At 68.4% G+C, this 19,233-nt stretch carries 17 protein-coding genes and 1 riboswitch; of the genes, 10 read left to right on the forward strand and 7 right to left on the reverse strand.

The window, feature by feature from the left end:
• Positions 1–10: 10 nt before the first annotated feature.
• From GYB83_RS17515 to GYB83_RS17525, 3 genes are all read left to right on the forward strand, one after another.
• A complete protein-coding gene (locus tag GYB83_RS17515; RefSeq protein WP_161896635.1) occupies positions 11–2,173 on the forward strand; it encodes a malate synthase G in 2,163 nt (720 codons plus the stop codon).
• A gap of 109 nt (positions 2,174–2,282) precedes the next feature.
• Positions 2,283–3,461 (forward strand): hypothetical protein, encoded by a 1,179-nt coding sequence (locus tag GYB83_RS17520; RefSeq protein WP_161896636.1) that lies wholly within the window; start codon positions 2,283–2,285, stop codon positions 3,459–3,461.
• An 11-nt stretch (positions 3,462–3,472) separates the two neighbouring features.
• Positions 3,473–5,152: a DUF4236 domain-containing protein gene (locus GYB83_RS17525; protein ID WP_161896637.1), complete on the forward strand. Its 1,680-nt coding sequence runs from the start codon at positions 3,473–3,475 to the stop codon at positions 5,150–5,152.
• Positions 5,153–5,172: 20 nt separating this feature from the next.
• On the opposite strand, the gene GYB83_RS17530 is transcribed toward GYB83_RS17525, so the two are convergent.
• Positions 5,173–5,811, reverse strand: a complete 639-nt coding sequence (locus GYB83_RS17530) for a dihydrofolate reductase family protein (protein WP_161896638.1) — start codon at positions 5,809–5,811, stop codon at positions 5,173–5,175.
• 218 nt (positions 5,812–6,029) lie between these two features.
• Between GYB83_RS17530 and sfnG the strand changes: the two genes are divergently transcribed.
• From sfnG to GYB83_RS17560, 6 genes are read left to right on the forward strand one after another with little or no spacing between them, the layout of a single operon-like run.
• On the forward strand, positions 6,030–7,196 hold the full coding sequence (gene sfnG / locus GYB83_RS17535) for a dimethylsulfone monooxygenase SfnG (protein WP_161896639.1): 1,167 nt from the start codon (positions 6,030–6,032) through the stop codon (positions 7,194–7,196).
• Between the two features lie 29 nt (positions 7,197–7,225).
• Entirely contained in the window at positions 7,226–8,440 is a 1,215-nt protein-coding gene (locus tag GYB83_RS17540) for an acyl-CoA dehydrogenase family protein (protein WP_161896640.1), read from the forward strand.
• A 1-nt stretch (position 8,441) separates the two neighbouring features.
• Positions 8,442–9,623 (forward strand): SfnB family sulfur acquisition oxidoreductase, encoded by a 1,182-nt coding sequence (locus GYB83_RS17545; RefSeq protein ID WP_228461582.1) that lies wholly within the window; start codon positions 8,442–8,444, stop codon positions 9,621–9,623.
• 9 nt (positions 9,624–9,632) lie between these two features.
• Entirely contained in the window at positions 9,633–10,805 is a 1,173-nt protein-coding gene (locus GYB83_RS17550; protein WP_161896641.1) for an LLM class flavin-dependent oxidoreductase, read from the forward strand.
• Between the two features lie 32 nt (positions 10,806–10,837).
• Positions 10,838–11,350, forward strand: coding sequence for a flavin reductase family protein (locus GYB83_RS17555; protein ID WP_161896642.1), 513 nt, complete (start codon positions 10,838–10,840; stop codon positions 11,348–11,350).
• A complete protein-coding gene (locus GYB83_RS17560) occupies positions 11,347–11,781 on the forward strand; it encodes a hypothetical protein (RefSeq protein WP_161896643.1) in 435 nt (144 codons plus the stop codon). The genes GYB83_RS17555 and GYB83_RS17560 overlap by 4 nt, the downstream gene beginning before the upstream one ends.
• Positions 11,782–11,789: 8 nt before the next feature.
• Here GYB83_RS17560 and gcvP read toward each other — a convergent pair whose 3' ends face one another.
• Positions 11,790–14,681: an aminomethyl-transferring glycine dehydrogenase gene (gene gcvP / locus GYB83_RS17565; protein WP_228461584.1), complete on the reverse strand. Its 2,892-nt coding sequence runs from the start codon at positions 14,679–14,681 to the stop codon at positions 11,790–11,792.
• Positions 14,682–14,836: 155 nt separating this feature from the next.
• Positions 14,837–14,937: riboswitch (glycine riboswitch) on the reverse strand.
• Between the two features lie 267 nt (positions 14,938–15,204).
• Between gcvP and GYB83_RS17570 the strand changes: the two genes are divergently transcribed.
• Complete coding sequence (locus tag GYB83_RS17570) at positions 15,205–15,795, forward strand: hypothetical protein (protein ID WP_161896644.1); 591 nt, start codon at positions 15,205–15,207, stop codon at positions 15,793–15,795.
• A gap of 102 nt (positions 15,796–15,897) precedes the next feature.
• Here the strand turns inward: GYB83_RS17570 and GYB83_RS17575 are convergent, their stop codons facing one another.
• From GYB83_RS17575 to gcvH, 5 genes are all read right to left on the reverse strand, one after another.
• A complete protein-coding gene (locus GYB83_RS17575; RefSeq protein ID WP_228461586.1) occupies positions 15,898–16,494 on the reverse strand; it encodes a MerR family transcriptional regulator in 597 nt (198 codons plus the stop codon).
• A gap of 237 nt (positions 16,495–16,731) precedes the next feature.
• Entirely contained in the window at positions 16,732–17,247 is a 516-nt protein-coding gene (locus GYB83_RS17580; RefSeq protein WP_161896646.1) for a bifunctional nuclease family protein, read from the reverse strand.
• A 48-nt stretch (positions 17,248–17,295) separates the two neighbouring features.
• A complete protein-coding gene (gene ftsR, locus GYB83_RS17585; protein ID WP_443093432.1) occupies positions 17,296–18,024 on the reverse strand; it encodes a transcriptional regulator FtsR in 729 nt (242 codons plus the stop codon).
• Entirely contained in the window at positions 18,021–18,464 is a 444-nt protein-coding gene (garA, locus tag GYB83_RS17590; RefSeq protein WP_161896647.1) for a glycogen accumulation regulator GarA, read from the reverse strand. The genes ftsR and garA overlap by 4 nt, the downstream gene beginning before the upstream one ends.
• Positions 18,465–18,746: 282 nt before the next feature.
• Positions 18,747–19,151 carry a glycine cleavage system protein GcvH gene (gene gcvH, locus GYB83_RS17595; RefSeq protein WP_161896648.1) on the reverse strand — a complete coding sequence of 135 codons (405 nt, stop codon included), beginning with the start codon at positions 19,149–19,151 and terminating at the stop codon, positions 18,747–18,749.
• Between the last annotated feature and the right edge of the window lie 82 nt (positions 19,152–19,233).

Genomic DNA, 19,233 nt, shown 5'->3' on the forward strand with positions numbered 1-19,233 from the left:
AAAGGTCGTCATGTCTGATCGTGTCACCGTCAACGGCTTGCAGGTCGCTGAGGTCCTCTACGACTTCGTCAACAACAAGGCTCTGCCCGGCACCGGTGTAGACGCCGACGCCTTCTGGACCGGAGCCGCCGCGGTGATCAACGACCTCGCACCGCGCAACCGCGAACTCCTCGCCGTCCGCGACGAACTCCAGACCAAGATCGACGCCTGGCACCGCGACCACGACACCATCGACTTCGACGAGTACAAGGCCTTCCTCACCGAGATCGGCTACCTCGTCCCCGTCCCCGACGACTTCGAGATCACGACGGCAGGCGTCGACGAGGAGATCACCTCGGTCCCCGGCCCGCAGCTCGTGGTCCCGATCCTCAACGCCCGCTTCGCGCTCAACGCGTCGAACGCGCGGTGGGGCTCGCTGTACGACGCCCTGTACGGCACCGACGCCATCTCCGAGGCCGAAGGCGCGGAGAAGGGCTCGTCGTACAACAAGGTCCGCGGCGACAAGGTGATCGCCTTCGCGAAGGCCTTCCTCGACACTGCCGTTCCGCTGGAGCAGGGCAGCCACGCCGACGTCACCTCGTACGTCGTCGACGGCGACAAGGTCGTCGCGACGCTCGGCGACGCCACCACCACGTTCGCCGATCCGACCGCGTTCGTCGGCTACACCGGTGAGCCGTCGGCCCCGACCGGCGTTCTGCTGCGTCACAACGGCCTGCACCTGGAGATCCAGATCGACGCCTCGTCGCCGATCGGTTCCACCGACAAGGCCGGCGTCAAGGACGTCGCCGTCGAGTCGGCTGTCACCACCATCATGGACTTCGAGGACTCGGTCGCCGCGGTCGACGCCGACGACAAGGTGCTCGGCTACACCAACTGGCTCGGCCTCAACAAGGGCGATCTCGCCGAAGAGGTCAGCAAGGGCGGCAAGACGTTCACCCGCACGCTGAACCCCAACCGGACCTACACGGCGCCGGACGGCTCGACGCTGGAACTCCACGGCCGCAGCCTGCTGTTCGTCCGCAACGTCGGCCACCTGATGACCAACCCGGCGATCCTCGACGCCGACGGCAACGAGGTCCCCGAGGGCATCATCGACGCCCTCGTCACCTCCGCGATCGGCATCCACGGCATGAGCCCGGAGGGCCTGCAGAACTCGCGGACCGGCTCGATCTACATCGTGAAGCCGAAGATGCACGGCCCCGACGAGGTCGCGTTCACCGCCGAACTGTTCGGGCGTGTCGAGGACGTCCTCGGCCTCGACCGCAACACCCTCAAGGTCGGCATCATGGACGAGGAGCGTCGCACCTCGGTGAATCTGAAGGCCGCCATCAAGGCCGCCTCCGAGCGCGTCGTGTTCATCAACACCGGCTTCCTGGACCGCACCGGCGACGAGATCCACACCTCGATGGAGGCGGGTCCGTTCGTCCGCAAGGCCGAGATCAAGGGCCAGACCTGGTTCAACGCCTACGAGGACTCGAACGTCGACACCGGCCTCGCCGCGGGTCTCGAGCACAAGGCGCAGATCGGCAAGGGCATGTGGGCCATGCCCGATCTGATGGCCGACATGCTCGAACAGAAGATCGGCCACCCGAAGGCGGGCGCGAACACCGCATGGGTTCCGTCGCCCACCGCGGCGACGCTGCACGCGCTCCACTACCACGAGGTCGACGTCTTCGAACGTCAGGACGAGATCGCCAAGCGCGATCCGGCGTCGGTCGACGACATCCTCACGATCCCGCTCTCGGCGAACCCGAACTGGACCGACGAGGAGAAGCGTGAGGAGCTCGACAACAACGCGCAGTCGATCCTCGGCTACGTCGTGCGGTGGATCGATCACGGCGTCGGCTGCTCGAAGGTGCCCGACATCCACGACGTCGCGCTCATGGAGGACCGCGCCACGCTGCGCATCTCGAGCCAGCTGCTCGCCAACTGGCTGCGTCACGGCATCGTGACCGAGGACGACGTCGTCGCCGCTCTCAAGCGGATGGCTCCGGTCGTCGACCGCCAGAACGCCGGCGACCCGGAGTACCGTCCGCTCGCGGCCGACTTCGACTCGAACATCGCGTTCAACGCCGCCAAGGAACTGATCCTCGAGGGCGCCTCGCAGCCGAGCGGCTACACCGAGCCGATCCTGCACCGCGCGCGCCGCGAGTACAAGGCAGCAAACGCCTGACACACCTGACGGCATAGGGCGCCGGGCCGGAGGCGGTGACGTCTTCCGGCCCGGCCTCGTCAGTTCGACGACACCCGGGGTGGGCCGGGGAAGCACAGGAGGGAACGCGGTGTCGAAGCATTCGACAGGCGAGCAGAACCGGCATTTCATCGCACGACCACTCGTCGCGGGGGCACTGGTGGTGATCCTCGTGGTCGCCGTGATCGCGGCGTGGACGCACCTCGGAGACGACATCGACTCATCGGCGACGTCGGACGCCGCCGCGTGTGTCGACGGGCCCGCGAAGGTGGCCGTCGTCGCCGATCCCGCGATCGCACCCGCCCTCCAGCGGATCGCCCAGAACTACAACGACACCCAACCGGTGGTGCGCGACAAGTGCGTCACCGTCCAGGTCCGGCCCGCCGACGCGCGTGCGACTCTCGAAGGCTTGACCGCGAAGAAGTGGGACACCGAGTCGTTCGGCCCGTACCCCGGCGCGTGGGTGCCGGAGTCGTCGGTGTGGTCGGCGAAGCTTCAGACGTCCAAGGCTGCGATCCTGCAGGGACCGCCGGCGTCGCTCGTCACCTCCCCGGTACGCCTGGTGCTGCAGCGGCGTCTCGCCGAGTCGATCAACGGACGCATCGACTGGAAGGATCTGCCCGGCCTGACCGAGGCGAACTCCCTGTCGGTGTACGGTCACCGCGAGTGGGGATCCTTGCGGATCGCCATGCCGAACGGCCCGCAGTCGGACGCGTCCGCGCTCGCCGCGCAGGGCGTGGCCGCGGCGGTCGCCGACACGAAAGGCTCACTGACCGCGGCCCAGGCGTCGTCTCCGCAGGTCAAGCGCGCCGTCGAGCAGTTGATCTCCGCCCAGTTGAAGGTCGGCGACGGTTCCACGGCGTCCGTCGTGTCGTTCATCGGCGAACAGGCCGATCCGGCGACCGCCAAGGTCCGCGCGGTCCCCGCGACAGAGCAGAGCGTGTACGCGTCGACGGTCGACGACAAGACCGCGAAGGTCGCGGTGGTCTCCCCGTCCGGGGCGACGCCGGTCGCCGACTACCCGGTGATCAAACTGGCCGGCGACCTGGTCCCCGCATACGTCGGCGACGCGATCGCCGAGTTCTTCACCTTCGCCCGCAAGCCCCCGCAGATGGCGCTCATCACCGCCTCCGGCTTCCGCGGAGCGGGGCCGCTGCCCGCGCCGACCGCGACCGTTCCGTTCGGGGACGTCGTCGACCCGCTGCCGGCGGCCGAACCCGCGGCGATGCTCGCGATCAATCGGATCGTCCTGCCGGCCGCCGCCGGGTAGCCTCAGGCCTCATGTCATTCGGATTCAGAGTCGGCGTTCCCGGCATGAGGGTCCGCGTGTCCACGCGTGGAGTCCGGACCTCGATCGGCCCGCGCGCCGCACGCGTCCACGTCGGTTCGGGACGAACCGGATTCTCGACCGGATTCGGACCGTTCTACGCCTACCAGTCTGTGGGCCGCGGCCGCCCCCGATCACGCAGCAGGTCGTCCCGTCCGACGGCCGCACAGATCCAACGGTCGATCCGCGCCGCCGAACGCGAGCAGCAGATCGCGCAGCGCAACGCCGAGATCGCACGCCTCCTTCAGTACCGGACCGCGTCGGTGTCGGCGCACCTGGAACGGTTCCCACCCGCTGAGTGCCCGGTGGTGCAACCGCCCCCACCGGTGGCCGTCGACGCTGTCCGAGACGAGGCCCGGCGTCTGCGCCTCGCGTCGATTCCGATACTCGACCGATCCGCCCGCACCGATGCGAAGCGGCAGGCCGACATCGACGCCGCAGACTACTGTGCGGACGAATCGGCGCGCCTGGACCAGGTGTTCCATCGTCTCGTCGACGGCGCGGGCGACTGGTGGGCGGCGCTGACGGCCAATGACGAGGCGACAGTCTGCGAGGCTGTCAACGCAGCGTTCGCCGACAACGCCGCCGCAGGTTGCATCGTCGGCGTCGACGGCGCCGACGGATCGATCATCATGCGACAACCCGACCTCGACAGCCTCCCGGACCGAATGCCGGGCACCACCGCAGTCGGCAATCCGACGCTGCGGGCGCTCACGAAACGTGACAGGCTTGCCTGGTGGTACGACATCCTCCTGTCGAACGTCGCCGCGACGCTTCTCGAGGGATTCGCCACCGCTCCGGCGCTCGCACGCCTGCACCTAGCGGTGATAACCCGCCTACCCGGCGACCGGACACTAGGTGTGGTCATGTTCGGCACCTGGACGCGGCCCGACGTTGAACGGGTGTCGTGGACGACGACAGCCGACGCCGTCCGCGTCCTCGACATCGCTTCCGACCTCTCGTCGGCGATCAGAACCACACCGTCGGGCAACCTGTCGGCGTCTTTCAAGAAGCTGTCGTCGACGGCAGTCCCCGGACTCGACGATCTTCTGCGCACCGCCGATGTAGAGGACGACGACGATGTCGTGGGGCTCGATGAGGCCGCGCACGGTGCGGCAGGCGTCCAGGCCGGATCGAGCGACGGCGACCCGTTCGCGCTCCGCCCGTTCGCCGAGTGGGCCGCCCAATCGTCGTCGACCGGCAAGACGCGAGAGCAGGTGTACGCAGAGGAACTCGTGGTCCCCGAGGCCGCAGCGGGGACGGTGCGCAGGCTCGACGACGCCGACGCCTCCCACCTCTACGTGTCGATCGCCGGAGCACCCGACGTCGATGTGGACGTCATCGTCGGCGAAGGCGCACCCTACGCCGGGGTCGGCGTCGGTCGGCTCGCCGGTTCGGCTCCGAGCGCAGAGTTTCGTCTGCATGACCTCCCGCCGACGGTCGACCGCATTCGGGTCGTCCTTTGCGGCGTGCACCTCCGGGGCGAGACCATCGGATACGTCGCGGCACCCAACGGTCACCTGCAGGCCTGGCGTCTGCCGACGACGCTCGACGGCGACATCGTCATCGCCGAGTTCCGTCGACAGGTCTCCACCTGGTGGGCGAAGACGGACGCCACTGCTCTAGACGCTTGATCCCCGATACCGGTGGCCCCTCACGGACGCCGGTTCCAGAATTGATGCGTCACGCCGCTCCCCGTCGTCACCGACTCGATGTCGAAACGTTCGTGGACGTCGCGCCCGCCGTCGAAGATCGAGACGCCCGAGCCGAGCACGATCGGGACCGTGACCAGGTGCATGAAGTCGACGAGGTCGGCGTCCAGGAACTGGCGTACCGACGACGGACCGCCGCCGAGGCGGATGTCGCCGCCGTCGGCGAGTTCGCGCGCGAGAGCGAGTGCGTCGGCCGGTGAGGCGTCGACGAAGTGGAAGCTCGTCCCGTTCTCGAACGTCAACGTCTCGCGCGCATGGTGGGTCAGCACGACGACCGGCGTCGTGAAGGGTGGTTCGGTCCCCCACCAGCCGATCCACTCGTCGTCGGTCCACGGCCCGGTCTGCGGGCCGAACTTCTTGCGCCCCATGATCTCCGCGCCTATCCCCTGGCCCCACATGCTGTAGAACGCGCGGTCGGCGGTGATCGGCTCGTCGACGGCGTGCACGCCGTCGATCACGCGACCGTCGAATCGACTGAACAGTGCGCGCGCATGCCCGATCGGTTCGTCCAGGGTCACCGTCCCTCCGGCGCTGAAGCCGTCGAGGGAGATGTTCAGGTTGTGTACGCGCACTTTCGACATGCGGCAACGGTAACCGACGTTGGGCGCGTCGTGAGTCCAATCCGGGTGCCTCACACCAGATCCCGACAGTTGGATTCACGACGATCCCATCGGTCGACGCACCGCGCCGCGCCGCGCACCATCTTGTGTCATGACCGCTGTAGAGCTCTCCAGGAACCGATGTCGCTGACGGACCCGTCCTCTCATCCGTCGATCCCCACAGGAGCATCACCTCAGCCATGACAGACATCAGTTCCGAGCGGCTCGAAGCCGCATCAGCTCCACTCCAGTTCGCGTACTGGGTGCCGAACGTCAGCGGCGGCCTCGTCGTCTCGACGATCGAGCAGCGCACCGACTGGAGCTACGACTACAACCGCAAGCTCGCCGTCCTCGCCGAGAACAACGGCTTCGACTACGCGTTGTCGCAGGTCCGGTACATCGCTTCGTACGGAGCCGCCTACCAGCACGAGTCGACGAGCTTCTCGCTCGCCCTGCTCCTCGCCACCGAGCGCCTTAAGGTGATCGCCGCCGTCCATCCCGGGCTGTGGCAACCGGGTGTGCTCGCCAAGTTCCTGACCACCGCCGATCACCTCTCGGGCGGACGCGCCGCCGTGAACGTGGTGTCCGGATGGTTCAAGGACGAGTTCACCAAGCTCGGCGAGCCGTGGCTCGAACACGACGAGCGGTATCGCCGCACCGAGGAGTTCATCACCTATCTGCGTCGCATCTGGACCGACGACCACGCCGAGCTGAAGGGCGACTTCTACCGACTGCACGACTTCGACCTCAAACCCAAGCCCGTCGACCTGCCGGGCCGGCCGCATCCGGAGATCTTCCAGGGCGGCAACTCGACGGCCGCCAGGGCCCTGGCCGGACGCGTGTCCGACTGGTACTTCAGCAACGGCAAAGACTTCGACGGACTCACCGAGCAGGTCGTCGACGTCAACACCGAGGCCGCCCTGCACGGCCGGACCGTCAAGTTCGGCCTCAACGGGTTCCTCATCGGGCGCGACAGCGAGTCGGAGGCCCGCGACGTGCTGCGGGAGATCGTCGACAAGGCCGACCGACAGGCGGTCGAGGGCTTCGGGTCGGCCGTCAGGCAGGCCGGACCGGCCACATCGGACGGCAAGGGCATGTGGCAGGACTCGGAGTTCGCCGACCTCGTCCAGTACAACGACGGATTCCGAACCGGCTTGATCGGCACGCCCGAACAGATCGCGGAACGGATCGTCGCCTACAAGACGCGCGGCGTGAACCTGTTCCTGCTCGGCTTCCTGCACTACCTGGAGGACGTCGAGTACTTCGGCTCGACAATCCTCCCCCTGGTCCGCGAACTCGAAGCGGATCTGACCACCAGCGGCAGGCTCGAATCCGAGCTCGCACGCAACGGCGTCCTGAGCGCCTGACCCCCACCTCACAGACAGGACTCTTCATCATGACAATCACCGAATCCGCGACCGCGGCGGTCGACGCCGTCGACGGCCAGTTCGAGGCCGCGCTCCGACGGGCCGACCTCGTCGCCGCCGAGCTCCGCGCCACCGCGGCCGAACGCGACCGCGCCAACGGCGCACCGACCGCCGAGATCGAACTCCTCCGCAGCAATGACCTCCTGCAGGTCGGCGAGCCCGTCGAGTTCGGCGGGTCGGGACTGAACTACGCCCAGACGCAGCAGATCACCCGGCGCATCGCCCGCGGCGACACGTCGATCGCGCACCTGCTCGGCTACCACTACGCCCAGCAGCGCATCGCCCACCTGTTCGGGACACCGGAACAGGCGGAGGCGCTCTCGAAGCGCAACGCGTCCGAGCGCCTGTTCTGGGGCGGTGTGCAGAATCCGCGTGGCGGAAGCGGTCTGGAACTGACCCGTGACGGGGACGGATTCCGCCTCAACGGTCGACGCACCTTCGCGTCCGGCGCGAGCGTCGGCGATCAGCTGTCGGTGACCGCGACGTTCGGCGACGCCCTCGTCTTCCTGTCCCTGCCCGCGGGCAAGGAAGGCTTCACCGCGCTCGGCGACTGGGACAACATCGGCCAGCGGCTCACCGACTCGGGCGGTGTCGAGTTCGTGAACACCCCGATCTCCCGCGAGGAGATCCTCGGCGACCCCGACTCGCCGCCGACGTTCACCGCGTTCCAGCAGCTCGTGACGCCGCACTGGCAGTTGGCGTTCGTCAACTTCTACATCGGAACGGCCGAAGGCGCGTTCGACGAAGCGCTCGACTGGACGCGGTTGAACGCCAGCGCGTGGGAGACGTCGGGCCTCGACGCGGCGACGGACGACCCGTACATCCTCGAACTCGTCGGCGAGGTCCGCTCGGAGATCAGTGCGGCCGTCCTCCTCGCCGACCGTGCAGGCGACGCCCTGCAGCACGCCCTCGACATCGGCGAGTCGCTGACCGACGAGCAGCGAGCGGAAGCCGCGGTCGCGATCGCCGAGGCCAAGTACGTGACGACAAAAGTCTCGTTGGACGCGGCGTCGCGCCTGTTCGAGATCCAGGGCGCCCGCGCGACCACCACCGCCTACGGGTTCGACAGGCACTGGCGCAACCTGCGTACGCACACGGTCCACGACCCGGTGGCGTACAAGGCGCGCGAGGTCGGCGACTGGACGCTGAACCGTCGAGCACCGGCATTCTCGCTGTACAGCTGACGTGACGACACAGCTGACCGCGTCGATCACCGACCACGACGCCGCAGTCGCCGCGGTCACCGCGCTCGCACCCGCCGTCGCGGCGGGTGCGAGCGTCCGCGACCTCGCCCGCGACCTGCCGTTCGACGAGGTCACGGCCCTGTCCGCCTCCGGCCTGCTCGGCATCACCGTGCCGCGCGAGTACGGCGGGGCCGGGCTCGGCGCGGTCAGTCTGGCCGTCGTCACCGCGACTCTCGCGGCGGCGGACGCAAGCCTCGCACAGATCCCGCAGAGTCATTTCGTGTTCGTCGACGCCGCACGTCGGGTCGGCACGGACATGCTCAAGCGGCGACTGTTCGGTCGAGTCCTGGCCGGGGCGCGCATCGCCAACGCGCAGACCGAACGCGGCGGTCGAACGGTCCTCGACGACGCCACCGCCCTGCGTCGCACCGCGCGAGGCCTGCGCCTGACCGGAACCAAGTACTACTGCACCGGCGCGGCGTTCGCCGACCTGCTCGCCGTCCGGGCCGTCGGCCCCGACGGCGGATCCGTCGTCGCGTACGTCCCCGCCGACGCCGAGGGGGTGACGATCGCCGACGACTGGGACGGTGTGGGACAGCGCACCACCAGCAGCGGCACCGTCGCCTTCGACGACGTCGTGGTCGACGACGACCTCGTCCTCGACTTCGCACTCCTGCGGTCGACGCCCGGCACCTACGGCACCACCGCCCAACTGCTGCACGCAGCCGTCGACGTCGGGATCGCGCGCGGGGCCCTCGACGCACTCCCCGATCTCGTCGGCCGCGCCCGGCCGTGGTTCGAAGCCGACGTCGAGCGGGCCGCGGACGATCCGCTCCTGATCGCGCAGGCGGGGGAACTCGAGATCGACGTGCGCGCCGCGGAGGCGTTGCTCGAACACGCGGCCCGCACGGTCGACGCCGCCGACGACTCCCGCCGGTCGATCGCCGACGCGGCGCTCGCGACGGCGGCGGCGAAGGTCGCCGCCGGTCGGGCCGCTCGGCGGGTCGGATCGGAGTTGTTCGACATCGGCGGCACCCGTGCGGCTTCCTCGGCTGCCAACCTGTCGAGGCACTGGCGCGACGCGCGCACCCACACTCTGCACGACCCCGAACGCTGGAAGGTCCAGCATCTGGGCAGGTGGGCGCTCGATCGCCGCACGCCGCCCAGTCATGGAACGCTCTAGAAGGAAGTCATGTCTCTCAAGCTCCACTGGTTTCTGCCGACGTACGGCGACTCCCGATTCATCGTCGGCGGCGGCCACGGTCTGCCCGCCGGGATCGCGCGCGGCGACCGCGACGCGTCGATCGGATACCTGTCGTCGATCGCGAGGACGGCCGACGACTTCGGCTTCACCGCGGCGCTCACCCCGGCGGGCGCGTGGTGCGAGGACGCCTGGCTGACGACGGCGATGGTCGCCCGCGAGACCGAGCGTCTCGGCTTCCTCGTCGCGTTCCGCCCCGGGCTGGTGAGCCCGACGCTCGCCGCGCAGATGGCCGCGACCTTCGACAAGCACGCGCCCGGACGGCTGCTGCTGAACGTCGTCACCGGCGGCGAGTCGGCCGAACAACGCGCATACGGCGATCATCTGGACAAGGCCGCCCGCTACGCTCGGACCGACGAGTTCCTGAGCGTCGTCCGACGCCTCTGGGCGGGCGAGACCGTCACTCATCACGGTGAGCACATCACCGTCGACGACGCCACCCTCGCCACGCTCCCCGACCCGGTGCCGCCCATCTACTTCGGCGGATCGTCGCCGGAGGCCGGCGTGGTGGCCGCGCGTCACACCGACGTGTACCTGACGTGGGGCGAGCCGCCCGCCGCCGTCGCGAAGAAGGTGGAGTGGATACGGGGACTCGCCGCCGCGCAAGGACGGACCGTCCGATTCGGCGTCCGGCTGCACGTGATCACCCGCGACACCGCGGAGCAGGCGTGGGCGGAGGCCGGACGTCTCCTGTCGGCCCTCGACGACGACACCGTCGGCCACGTGCAGGACGGCCTGGGACGCAGCGAGTCGGTCGGTCAGGCCGCGATGCGAGACCTGCACGCGACGCACCGGGCCGACGGCTCGTGGCGCGACCCCCGGGCCCTGGAGATCGTCCCGAACCTGTGGTCGGGCGTCGGCCTCGTCCGTGGCGGCGCGGGTACGGCGCTCGTCGGATCACACGGCGAGGTCGCCGACCTCATCGCCGAGTACACGGCGGCCGGAATCGACGAGTTCGTGCTCTCCGGATACCCCCACCTGGAGGAGCTGTACTGGTTCGGCGAAGGCGTGATCCCCGAACTGACCCGGCGTGGGCTCTTCGACGACGGGCGGCCGCGCACCCGGGCCTCCGCAGGCAATCCATTCGTCCCCGCAGGCCGCTGATCCGGCCGAGATGACAGGAAGTCAGGACTGATATGACCGCCATCCTCGCTCGCCAGGCCCCCAGCGACCACGCCGCCCTGCGACGTGTGTTCGGACAGTACCCGTCCGGCCTCGTCGTGGTCGCGGCGCTCGGGCCGGACGGCCCGGCAGGCATCGTCGCGTCGTCGTTCACCTCCGTCTCCCTCGATCCGCCGCTCGTGTCGGTCAACATCGCCCGCACGTCGACGACACTGCCGGTCCTGCGCGGTGTCGAGGACTGGGGAGTCAGCGTGCTGGCCGACGACCAGTCGGCGGTCGCCGACCTGCTGCGACGTCCGGCGACCGAACGATTCGACGGCATCGACTGGACGTCGACCGACGCCGGGGCCGTCCACATCGACGGCGTCGCCGCGGGCTTCCACACCCGGGTGCACCGCATAGTGCCCGCGGGCGATCACGTGATCGCGCTGCTCGCCGTCACCAACCACTTCACGAGCCCCGAGTCGGGCCCGCTCGTCTTCCACCGCAGCCGTTTCCACCGCCTAGAACAGGAGAACCCTTCATGACGACGACCCCAGCGCTCCGCATCGCCGTCCAATCCGACTCGTCCGACTGGGTGGAGATCACCTCATCCGACGACGCCCCGGTGAAACGCGTGCGCACCGGCAGCCTCGGCCAGGCCGCCCAGGCGACGTCGCGGTCGTCACGTCCGGTGTTCGTCGACCTCGACGTGCACGTGTCCGACACCGTCGCCAACGCATACGCCGAATACGCCGCCGACCATCCGGGATGGTCCGCAGGCACACGCACCGGCGTCATCGTCCACCCGGGAACGGTCGCGACACTCGCGTCGCTCCTCGGCGACGTGTCGGCGGCACACGTCGCCGACGGCGTGACCCTCCGCGGCCCGGACGCCGCGGCTCTGGCCCGCATCGTCGACGACGTGACGCCGTTGCTCGCGGCCCGCGGCGTCGCGGTGCGCACCTCGGCGGCCTGACGCGGCCCTTACTCGGCGAACGCGTCGAGCGGCGGGCAGCTGCACACGAGGTTGCGGTCGCCGAACGCGCCGTCGATGCGGCGGACCGACGGCCACACCTTCGGGCGTGCGCCCGATGACGGGAGTCCGTTCGGGTACACGGCGGTCATCCGGTCGTAGCCGTGGTTCCACTCGCCGACCAGGCTCTCGGCGGTGTGCGGCGCGCCCGCGAGCGGATTGTCGTCGACGGCCCACGTGCCGTCGGCGACCTTCTCGATCTCGCCGCGGATCTTGATCATCGCGTCGATGAACGCGTCGATCTCGGCGAGGTTCTCGCTCTCGGTCGGCTCGACCATCAGGGTGCCGGCCACCGGGAAGCTCATGGTCGGCGCGTGGAAGCCGTAGTCGGCGAGACGCTTGGCGACGTCGTCGACGCTCACACCGCTCTCCTTCGACAGCTCGCGCAGGTCGAGGATGCACTCGTGGGCGACCCAGCCGTTCTCGCCCGTGTACAGGATCGGGTAGTACTCACTCAGACGTCGAGCGATGTAGTTGGCCGAAGCGATGGCCGTCAGCGATGCCGCACGCAGACCCTCCGCGCCCATCATGGCGATGTACGCGTACGTGATCGGCAGGATCGACGCGGAACCGTACGGTGCGGCCGAGATCGTCACGCCGGTCTGGTCGAGTTCGGATGCGAGCGGGTGGCTCGGCAGGAACGGTGCGAGGTGCTCACGCACCGCGACCGGTCCGACGCCGGGGCCGCCGCCGCCGTGCGGGATGCAGAACGTCTTGTGCAGGTTCAAGTGCGAGACGTCGCCGCCGAACTGGCCCGGACGCGCGAGACCGACCATGGCGTTCAGGTTGGCTCCGTCGACGTACACCTGGCCGCCGGCCTCGTGGACGGCATTGCAGATGTCGGTCACCTCGTCCTCGAACACGCCGTGCGTGGACGGGTACGTGATCATGATCGCGGCGAGCTGATCGCGATGCTTGTCGATCTTGGCGCGCAGGTCGTCGATGTCGACGTCGCCGGTGTCGCGGCTGGCGACGACCACCACGCGCATGCCGGCCATGACGGCCGACGCGGCGTTGGTTCCGTGTGCGCTCGACGGGATCAGGCACACGTCGCGTGCCTCGTCGCCACGCGAGCGGTGGTAGTTGCGGATCGCGAGCAGACCCGCGTACTCGCCCTGCGAGCCGGCGTTGGGCTGCAGGCTCACGCGGTCGTAGCCGGTGACGGCCACGAGCCAGCTCTCGAGGGTGGTGATGAGCTCACGCATGCCCTCGGTGTCGCCGAGCGGCGCGAACGGGTGGAGGCCGCCGATCTCGGGCCAGGTGATGGGCTCCATCTCGGTGGCCGCGTTGAGCTTCATGGTGCACGAGCCGAGCGGGATCATGCTGCGGTCGAGGGCGATGTCCTTATCGGACAGTTCGCGCAGGTAACGCAGCATCGCGGTCTCGGTGCGGTAGGCGTGGAACGCCTCGTGCTCGAGGTACGCGCTGGTGCGGTTCTCGATCGGCGTCGAGAACGTCGTCGGCTGAGCGGCGCCGGCGCCGAAGGCGTCGAGGACGGCCGCGATGTCGGCGTCGGTGGTGGTCTCGTCGCAGGCGATGCTCACCCGGTCCGCGTCCACCTGGCGCAGGTTGACGCCGTGGGCCTTGGCCGCGGCGACGATGCCGGCGGCGCGGCCCTGCGCGAACACCTGGACGGTGTCGAAGAACGACGCGTGCTCCACCGTCAGTCCGGCGGCGGTCAGGCGGTCGGCGATGTCCGCGGCGTGGCCGTGGACGCGCTGTGCGATCGCCTTGAGGCCGTCTGGCCCGTGGTACGACGCGTACATCGCGGCGATGATCGCCAGCAGCACCTGGGCGGTGCAGATGTTCGACGTCGCCTTCTCGCGGCGGATGTGCTGCTCGCGGGTCTGCAGCGCGAGGCGGTAGGCGAGGTTGCCGTCCGCGTCCTTCGACACGCCGACGAGCCGACCGGGCAGCTGACGCGTCACCTTGGTGGGGACGGCGAGGTAGCCCGCATGCGGTCCGCCGAAGCCCATCGGGACGCCGAACCGCTGCGTGGTGCCGAAGCAGGCGTCCGCACCGAGTTCGCCCGGCGCGGTCACCAGGGTCGCGGCGAGCAGGTCGACGCCTGCGGCGACGAGAGCGCCCCGTTCGTGGGCCGCGGCGATAATCGGTGCGGAGTCGACGATCACGCCGGACGCGCCCGGCGTCTGGAAGATGACGCCGAAGAAGTCGCCCTCCGGGAGGCCGGCGTCGTCGGCGGTCGGATCGAGCCGCGCCTCGACGACCTCGATGCCGAGCGGTTCCGCGCGCGTCTCGATCACGGCGCGCGTCTGCGGGAACAGATCGGCGTCGACGACGACGCGCGGCGACTTCGACTTGCCCGCACGGCGCAGCAGTGTCATCGCCTCGGCCGCGGCGGTGCCCTCGTCGAGCATCGAGGCGTTCGCGACCTCCATTCCGGTGAGGTCGGCGACCATCGTCTGGAAGTTGAGGAGCGCCTCGAGGCGGCCCTGGCTGATCTCCGGCTGGTACGGCGTGTAGGCCGTGTACCAGGCGGGATTCTCGAGGATGCTGCGCTTGATGACCGCGGGCGTGTGCGTGTCGTAGTAGCCGAGGCCGATCATCGACCGGGCGACGACGTTGCGGTTCGCGAGTTCGCGCATCGCCGCCGTCGCGGCCGCCTCGCTGAGCGGCGCGGGCAGCGCGTCGAGACCGGTCGGGATGCCGTCGGCGTCGACGCCGTCGGCGATCGTCGCGGGCACGACGTCGGCAGCGAGTTCGTTCAGCGAGGACACGCCGAGGACGTCGAGGATCTTCGCGAGTTCGGCGCCGTCCGGGCCGAGGTGACGCTGGGAGAACGGTGAAGACGGAGCGGAATTCGGCAGGGACGTGTCCGACACGAAGGGACCTATCTATGTCGGTCCGAGCACCGCGCCCGGACACCGGTCCTCCCCCTCTGTCGTGTCGCGAGCGACGCCTGAGAGATTCGGCTGCGGGTGACCGCGGCCTTTCACCGTGGGCGGACGGGTCGACCCGTCACTTTCCAGAGACGCCGGCAGTTGCCACGGTCCCGGGTGCCTGAGAGTTTGACGGAGAGGTGTTGCTCCTTCGGCGGCCGTCCGAGATGATCGGACGACGCTCTCCCGCGGCGTAGCGGCGCACGGACAGGATACCAAGGTGCGCGGATAGATCCGCGATCGACGAACGCCTGTCCCGTCGTACTCACACGTTCCACTGTTCGGCCTCTAGTCGCGCGCCTGCACTACCTCTACCGTTCCCCAAATGTCGTCTTCTCCGCCGCCCCGCGGGCAGATTCCGTTCGGCCCCGCCCCGTACGCGCCGAGTGGGCCCCCTGCACCGGTCGGCCCACCGGGTGGCGGTAGACGTCGCAGAAGCAGATTCAGGTCGTTCGCCGTCGCCATCGTGGCGGGAGCACTCGCTATTCTGACCGTCGTCGGCATCGTGTTCTCGGATCCGATCTCCGCGAAGATCGACGAATGGCGTTTCGGCAAGCCCGGCGAGGGCAAGGAAGCGGTTCACGTGTACTCAAACGATGCCCGTCGTCTGGTGAAGCGGTACCGCGACGTGGTCAGCCTCGACACATGCGAAGAGAAGCCCGGTGGGTCGCAGCTCTTGTTCGTTGTGAGATGCGAGCCCGCCGAGGCCAGCCCGCTGCGGGAACCCGGCTGTGCCGACTCGCGATCCGCCAACGGCGACGACGCACGCGTCGTCCAGCAGATAGCGATCACGGGGATTCCGCACGACCTCGCCGTGGGCATCCAGACAGGCGAATCGAATTACGAGTTCACCGGCGTGCCACGCAAGGGTGTTCTTCCCTCCGGCGAAACCGCATGGCTCCTGTCCGACTACGCACGCAACACGTATGGAACCAGCACGGAGTACTCCATACTCAGGAACGGCAGAACGTCGCACATACTCGCATTTCCCGCCTACACCTGCGACGAAGCGAACCTGCGGGAGTACATCTCCGCCTCGGAGTTCATCGTCCGCTGAGATCGAACGGCACCGCCGCCCCGCGATAGCAGAAAGCCACAAAAGTCACGCGGCGTCCTGGTTCAACCAAGACCGCCGCGCGACTTTTGTGGCATCGCGCTGCTAACCGGTCTTCTGGGAGCGGTTCTTGCGGCGGGCGGCGAGTTCGTCTTCCGGCGACTCCTCGCTGAAGCCGCCGTCGGCGCGTTCGGCCGGGAAGTCGGAGATGGTGCCGGTGAGTTCGCGCATGGCACCGGAGACCGCGATGCCGAAGACACCCTGTCCGCCCTGGAGGAGGTCGACGACCTCCTCGGCGGACGTGCACTCGTAGACGGTGGTCCCGTCGGAGAAGAGGGTGATGCGCGCGAGGTCTTCCACGCCGCGCTTGCGGAGGTGATCAACGGCGACGCGGATGTTCTGCAGCGAGATGCCGGTGTCGAGGAGTCGCTTGACGATCTTGAGGACCAGGATGTCCTTGAACGAGTACAGGCGTTGCGTCCCCGATCCGCCCGCACCGCGGATCGATGGAACGACGAGCTGCGTGCGCGCCCAGTAGTCGAGCTGACGGTAGGTGATGCCGGCGATCTGGCAGGCGGTCGGCACGCGGTAGCCGACTAGTTCGTCGGGAATCGTGTCGTTCGGGAACAGGCCCGGAGCAATGTCGTCGAGACCGCCCTGCACGGGCTCGGTGACGGCATCTGACCGACGATCGGACGGCATATCGCCCACGGTGACACTCCCTCGTGAACAGGACCGCTTCGCGCGCCCCCTCTGACAAGGGTACGCCCGCACGCGGTCTGCGTGAATCCCGAAGCGAACTGCTTCGGTGCTGGGAATGAAATTAGGGCCCCCGGAAGCCTCGATCAACGCAACACACCGTAAACCTCAACTTTAGGTTCAGATGTGACTATTCCGTTACCAATGAGGCTGGTGTTACTCGTGTGACTCGAGTGGCGACTATTGGGGAGACTCGGGGCCGAGGAAGTCTTCGGGAGACACCTGATCGAGGAACTCACGGAACGCTTCGACCGCATCGTCACTCGACGCGTCGTCCTCGTCCGCGGCCGCCGAATCGTCCTCCTCGGGGATCAGCAGGCCCGCGTCGTCGAGCACCTCGTCCGACGCCACGATCGGAGCCTTGGCACGCATCGCGACGGCGATCGCGTCGGAGGGACGCGCCTGGACCACGACGTCGCCGTCGAACACCATCTCGGCGTAGAACGTGCCCTCCTGCATGTCGACGATCCGCACCTCGACGAGGGTACGGCCGAACGACGTCACCAGTTCGACGATCAAGTCGTGTGTGAGCGGACGCGGAGGCTCGACACCGCGCTGTTCCAGCGCGATGGAGGCCGCCTCGCTCTGACCGATCCAGATCGGCAGGTACCGGGACCCGGCGACCTCGCGCAGCAGCAGTACCGGCTGGTTCTGTGGGGGCTCCACTCGAATGCCCACGATTCGCATCTCGCCCATCTCGGGGCCTCCTCACGGCCGCCTGTCGCGGCCAGTCGACTGCGGACCCTAATCGAGCGCGGTGCGGACCGCGGCCTTGACGAGCTGGGTGTGCAGGGTGACCGACAGCGCGGCCATCTCGCGCACCAACTCCTCGGCGCGGTCACGAGCACCGGTGCCCTTGCCCTTGGCGATGGGGCCCGCGATCTGTGCGACGAGTCCGGCCTCACGGTCGGCACTCACCTTGAATGCGCGAAGGTGGCGTGTCTCCACGCCGAAGTTCGCCAGTGCGGCGGCGGCCTCGACGAGACGAACCGCGTCCTCGTCGAAGAATCCGCCCGGCCCCGACGACAGCAGACCGTTGCGCATCAGCTCGGCGATGAATGCCGAGTCGACGCCGGTCCGCTCGATGAGCGACTCGCGGTCGACCCGGCCGCCACGCGACGCGAAGTCCGTCGCAGGCGCGACCGCGGTCCGCGCCGAGGACAGCAGACGCGCGCCGCCCGCGGCGTCGGACGTCTTGCTGTCGATCGCGTCGAGCTGCTCGCGAATCACCTTCAGCGGCAGATACCGATCCCGCTGCGCCGTCAGGACGAAACGCAGGCGCTCACAGTCCGAATTGCTGAAACGCCGGTAACCCGACGGAGCGCGCTCCGGGGTCACCAGACCCTCCGCCTCCAAGAAGCGGATCTTCGAGATCGTGACGTCCGGGAAGTCCTCGCTGAGGACCGCCAGGACCGCCCCGATGGACATCGCCGGATCGCCTGCGGCGTCCGAGCGTGCGGGCGAAGCGCTCACGCTTCCCCTGCGCGGGGTCCCGCGAGGAAGACCAGACGGAACTTGCCGATCTGGACCTCGTCGCCGTTCGCCAGGGTCGCGGTGTCGACCGGCTCACGGTTGACGTAGGTGCCGTTCAGGCTGCCGACGTCGACGACCTGGAAGTCGTCGCCGTCGCGGCGGAACTCCGCGTGACGGCGGCTGACGGTCACATCGTCCAAGAAGATGTCGCTGTCGGGATGACGACCCGACGACGTCGCGGCCTGGTCGAGCAGGAATCGCGATCCCGCATTGGGGCCACGCTTGACCACCAGCAGCGCAGTTCCGGGCGAGAGTCGTTCCACACCGGTGTCTGCGGGCTCGGCCGTCGTCGCCGGAGCGTCGATCTCCTTGATGTACTCCTCGCGGAAGACCGAAGTCGTCTCCACGGGCGCCTCAAAACCGTTGTCGTTACCGGTCACCACATCTCCTTAACCACCGTGTCCGTCGTTCCCGAGATCCCCGGGACCGGAGCGGACACTTCGCCTATTCGTGTTCAACAGATCGCGTTTCGACGCTGAAACGACTACTTGCTGGCAGGTCCGACAGTCATGTCTGAACCTACCGGTTTGTGTTCATTCACATCCCTGGTCGGGTGTGAATGAACGAACACTGGTCATCATATCCGTCTCCACCGACAAGGTGAGGGTTCGTCAACGCTGACGTGACGGATCGTTAGCCAATCGTTCAGTTTTGTCCGGCCGTCAGCCCGCGATCGCCGCGGCGTAGCCCGCGGCGTCGAGCAGATCGTCGAGGACCGCGTCCAAGTCGACGTCGTCGGCGACGGTGATCTCCACCAACCAGCCGTCCTCGTACGGCGACGAGTTGACGAGTTCGGGCGCACCGTCGAGTTCGTCGTTGGCCGCCGAGACGGTTCCCTCGAGGGGACCGAAGATGTCGGACACGCTCTTGGTCGACTCGACCTCGGCGAACGACTCGCCGACCTCGACGTCGGAGTCGACGTCGGGCAGCTGGACGAAGACGACGTCGCCGAGTGCGTCCTGTGCGAAGTCGGTGATGCCGACGCGGACGGTCTTGTCGCCGACCTTCGAGATCCACTCGTGCTCGGCGGTGTACTTCAAGTTCTCCGGGATCTTCGTGTCGCTCACGCGGACACCCCTCTCTGCTTCACAGGGACAACGGACGCCGCGAGATGCTCCCCCGACGTGACGTCAGAACTCTATCGTCCGC

It is taken from the genome of Gordonia spumicola, assembly GCF_009932475.1.
Taxonomy (GTDB): Bacteria; Actinomycetota; Actinomycetes; order Mycobacteriales; family Mycobacteriaceae; genus Gordonia; species Gordonia spumicola.

What these genes read in the sequence shown, in the direction of transcription:
- GYB83_RS17515 (WP_161896635.1), top strand. Translation starts at nt 11, where the DNA reads ATGTCTGATCGTGTCACCGTCAACGGCTTGCAGGTCGCTGAGGTCCTC.
- GYB83_RS17525 (WP_161896637.1), top strand. Translation starts at nt 3,473, where the DNA reads ATGTCATTCGGATTCAGAGTCGGCGTTCCCGGCATGAGGGTCCGCGTG.
- GYB83_RS17530 (WP_161896638.1), bottom strand. Translation starts at nt 5,811, where the DNA reads ATGTCGAAAGTGCGCGTACACAACCTGAACATCTCCCTCGACGGCTTC.
- sfnG (WP_161896639.1), top strand. Translation starts at nt 6,030, where the DNA reads ATGACAGACATCAGTTCCGAGCGGCTCGAAGCCGCATCAGCTCCACTC.
- GYB83_RS17540 (WP_161896640.1), top strand. Translation starts at nt 7,226, where the DNA reads ATGACAATCACCGAATCCGCGACCGCGGCGGTCGACGCCGTCGACGGC.
- GYB83_RS17550 (WP_161896641.1), top strand. Translation starts at nt 9,633, where the DNA reads ATGTCTCTCAAGCTCCACTGGTTTCTGCCGACGTACGGCGACTCCCGA.
- GYB83_RS17555 (WP_161896642.1), top strand. Translation starts at nt 10,838, where the DNA reads ATGACCGCCATCCTCGCTCGCCAGGCCCCCAGCGACCACGCCGCCCTG.
- GYB83_RS17560 (WP_161896643.1), top strand. Translation starts at nt 11,347, where the DNA reads ATGACGACGACCCCAGCGCTCCGCATCGCCGTCCAATCCGACTCGTCC.
- GYB83_RS17575 (WP_228461586.1), bottom strand. Translation starts at nt 16,494, where the DNA reads ATGCCGTCCGATCGTCGGTCAGATGCCGTCACCGAGCCCGTGCAGGGC.
- GYB83_RS17580 (WP_161896646.1), bottom strand. Translation starts at nt 17,247, where the DNA reads ATGGGCGAGATGCGAATCGTGGGCATTCGAGTGGAGCCCCCACAGAAC.